Here is a 3,481-nt window from a genome sequence, read left to right on the forward strand (position 1 = left end):
TGTAAAGGGGGAACAAAGAACAATTTAAAAGCTCATAAGAACAATTTTATGAGCTTTTATGTTATTGTTTCTAGAGAGCAACATATACCATATAGGCGTGACTAGATATACTTTGTAATAAATCTTTCCCATTGATGGAAGTGTATGTGTTAGGTTCTATTGTTGTTCGTTGTACGTTTGAAAGAGCGAACCAGTGCATATTATCAGGTTCTTTTTCCCAAATCGATGGGACTGTGAAGCCTTCTGGAATTGGTATTTTGGTTCCTTTGCCTATGTCTTTTACATCAGCAGTAATTGCGTAACTGCCATCTTTAACCGTAATAATGATTTTTTTTATTAGATGCCGATATTCCTTTCTAGGTCCTCTTTCCATCGTTAGAAGAACTTTCCCATTATGTTCTTTTGCGTGAAGAGCATAAAAATTTATTCCTTCACGTGCGCTAAGTTCTCCATCGAATCGTTCTCCAAATTTGTAAACCAAAGCTAATCCATTTTCGTATTGTTCTAAATCTGACATAGTAGAGCCTCCTTTTAGTTTCAACCTACTTGAAATGTAGTTGTTATTTAGTTGTATTTTAGTTTACCGTACTATGATGTCTCTGTCAATAGTTTTTTTTAAATTCTAAGTAATTTATGCTGTCAAATAAACCATGTAATAGTCCAAGTGAAGAAAAAGCCTATCATACTTTGCTTTTTAGGAAAAGTCCATGATATAATAAAATCGCTATCGGAAAACCGATTGCGACCTGTAGGTCGTGAGAGGAGGTGATAGTCGTGAGTTACTTATTCGAGCTCTTCCTCAATGTTATGGCAAATGTACTGGCATATTTCATTTGCAAATGGTTGGACGATGAGGATAAACGGTAGTCAGCCTAGAAACACTCGTTAATCTGAAAAGAACGTAAAAAAAGCCCTAAAGGACTGGCATCCTCTAGGGCTTTGGTGTAGCCTTGAGCTACTTATTCGGCAATTTCATTGTATCATGGTTATATAGTTGTGTCAAAAATATATATTAGATTTATTTTCAGATACTGGTGGTTTTGTACTTAAAATTTTAACTTTTGGGGGATATGGAGAGAGGGCGAAACGAAGTGAGGCCCTTTTTATATATATTTAATTAATGTTTAATAATATTTAGCTACTTCACGAACCTTAGAGCAACAAGGGATTTCAGAGTTTATGGGTGTACAAATGTCGGTTTATGGGTGTACAAATGTCGGTTTATGGGTGTACAAATGTCGGTTTATGGGTGTACAAATGTCGGTTTATTAAGAAAAAATATATTTATTTGCTTTATAATGTTTTTAGTGGTATGATTAAGAAAAAATGAAGAGGAATTCTTAATGACGAGTGAAGTAGTTAAGCATCATAATGATTTGAACACGGTTATCATGAGAAAATGGACGGCAGAAGAGATGAATTTCTTTTTTGCAATAATTGCAAAAGCCAGAGATAACGGCATAGAAGACTTAGTCTTCGACAAGTATCAGTTAGCCGAACTTGCAAGCTATTCTATTCAGCACAATAAACGATTTCACGATACGATGAATAGCTTAGCTAATAATATAACTCAGTTACGATATATCGAAAAAACAAGCAATTCTATTGAGTATATGCCACTGTTTACACGATTTCGAGTGGATTGGAAAGAAGATTTGTCAGATATGACTGCAACAGTTTCTCTTTCGCCGAAATTTGAGTATATCTTAAACAGACTTTCAGCTAATTTCACACAATATGAGCTTGCAGAGTTTACACATATTCGGTCTACATACGCTAAAACTGCATACAGACTATTAAAACAATGGCGTACAGTAGGTCGTAAAGAGTTCAAGATTGATGAATTTAAAACTTTACTTGATATGCCTAATAGTTATAAATCGAGCGAGATAGATAGAGCAGTCGTCAAACCAATCCTGAAGCAACTTTCACCATATTTTGAGGGATTGAAAGTTAAAAAAATCAAATCCAACAAGCGTGGGAACCCTGTTCTTGGATATGAGTTTACTTGGATTCCTGAAATGACTGAATCATATGTTCCAAATAAGTTCGATAAGCCTAAACCAATCAAGAAAATGAAGTCCAACGTGCCTACTTGGTCAACTCCTGATTACGTGAATACAACGAGTGAGGAGAAAAAGGCTGAACTAGAGCGTAAAAAGCAAGAGATGTTAGCTAGATTAGATAATGTTCCCCCAAGGGTTTTGCCTGGGCAAATGGATATGTTTGAAGATTAGCTAGTTACAGAAAAGGGAGTCACAAAATGACAGAAAGAACTGAACTAATAAACGATATCGAGAAATTAAAAGCTGAAAGAAATAGATTATTGAGGCAAGTAGAAGAAGCTGAGCAGTGGGAAAGTACTGCATGGGATAGTTTTAATGCCTTGGCTGACCATCTACGAGCTACAGAGAAAAAGCAAGCCATTGCCCAAAACTACTGGGATAGTTCTCGAAGGGCTATTGAAAGTCAATTTGAATTCGTAGCTAGTCAAATTGCTCGAGTGAAAAAAGTGTTGGATAAAAAACGTTATGAATTACTAGAGGGTGAAATTGACGAATTGATGAAAGAGATTGCTGAATTAGCAGATGTTCTCGGTTTGGAGATTGAGGAGCTACCAAAACACTTGCCGTTTTACACCTTACCAGCTGAAGAGATTGTTGATTGAGAAATCAGCATCTCTTTTTTTGTGTGTATCTGTATGAGATAAGAGTGTGTTAAAGTGTGAGGTAGTCAAAAAGGGTGATAAACAGGATAGTGTGTGAAAGTAGGCGAAGCCGAGAAAATTACCGGTACTGGAAACGTTGATACTATCAACATATCACGGCACGTGATATCAGTTTCCCTTATGCTCTTTTAGAGGCTAAAAAGGTAAATTACCTAGTAAAAACTAAATAAGGGGTTTGGGGCCTCCCAAAAATCAGTTTTCATTTTGAAACTGACCTATCATGTGGTAAACTTACTGGTAAGGTGATACCCACATGCTACGCTTGCCACAACGATATAATGCTAGTAAGGAGGATTTAGAGTCATGTCAGATTGGAAAACACTAAAAGAGGTCGCAGATGAGTTAGGGATATCAAAAGACCTGGTAAAGTATCACAGAAAAAATTTAGATATTTTCCAGGTTGAACAAAAGGATGGAGTGTATCGTATATCTCCTTCAGGAGTAGATGAGATTCGGTCTCGACTGAGAAAAGATAGCTATGATGCCACGTTTGAAGAAAAGGTCATGCGCCGTCTTAATATGCTTGAAAAACAGCAAGAATTAATATACGAGTTATTGCTTAAAGCGTTAAACGAGCGTAAATAGCCCTCAGAGGCTCTTACACGCTCGTTTTTAGTTTTAGGGTATGATTCTATAGTTTTGATATTAAAAAGCGTCAGAGGGCAAATAAGGGGGTTGTAAAGGGGGAACAAAGAACAATTTAAAAGCTCATAAGAACAATTTTATGAGCTTTTATGTTATTGTTTCTAGAGA

General features: G+C 36.2%; 4 protein-coding genes. 3 read left to right on the top strand and 1 reads right to left on the bottom strand.

Features of this window, described 5'->3' with window-relative positions:
• Nucleotides 1-70: 70 nt before the first annotated feature.
• Nucleotides 71-517, bottom strand: coding sequence for a hypothetical protein (locus N8M66_RS09200; RefSeq protein ID WP_261047194.1), 447 nt, complete (start codon nucleotides 515-517; stop codon nucleotides 71-73).
• 826 nt (nucleotides 518-1,343) lie between these two features.
• On the opposite strand from N8M66_RS09200, the gene N8M66_RS09205 reads away from it, so the two are divergent.
• The 3 genes from N8M66_RS09205 (at nucleotide 1,344) to N8M66_RS09215 (ending at nucleotide 3,313) form a co-directional block, all read left to right on the top strand.
• Nucleotides 1,344-2,237 (top strand): replication initiation protein, encoded by an 894-nt coding sequence (locus N8M66_RS09205; RefSeq protein ID WP_261047197.1) that lies wholly within the window; start codon nucleotides 1,344-1,346, stop codon nucleotides 2,235-2,237.
• Between the two features lie 26 nt (nucleotides 2,238-2,263).
• Entirely contained in the window at nucleotides 2,264-2,668 is a 405-nt protein-coding gene (locus N8M66_RS09210) for a hypothetical protein (RefSeq protein ID WP_125852618.1), read from the top strand.
• A gap of 363 nt (nucleotides 2,669-3,031) precedes the next feature.
• Nucleotides 3,032-3,313: a hypothetical protein gene (locus N8M66_RS09215; protein ID WP_261047202.1), complete on the top strand. Its 282-nt coding sequence runs from the start codon at nucleotides 3,032-3,034 to the stop codon at nucleotides 3,311-3,313.
• Nucleotides 3,314-3,481: the final 168 nt, after the last annotated feature.

Origin of the sequence: Streptococcus mitis, from assembly GCF_946188585.1 — a bacterium.
In the GTDB taxonomy this organism is placed as follows: domain Bacteria; phylum Bacillota; class Bacilli; order Lactobacillales; family Streptococcaceae; genus Streptococcus; species Streptococcus mitis_DG.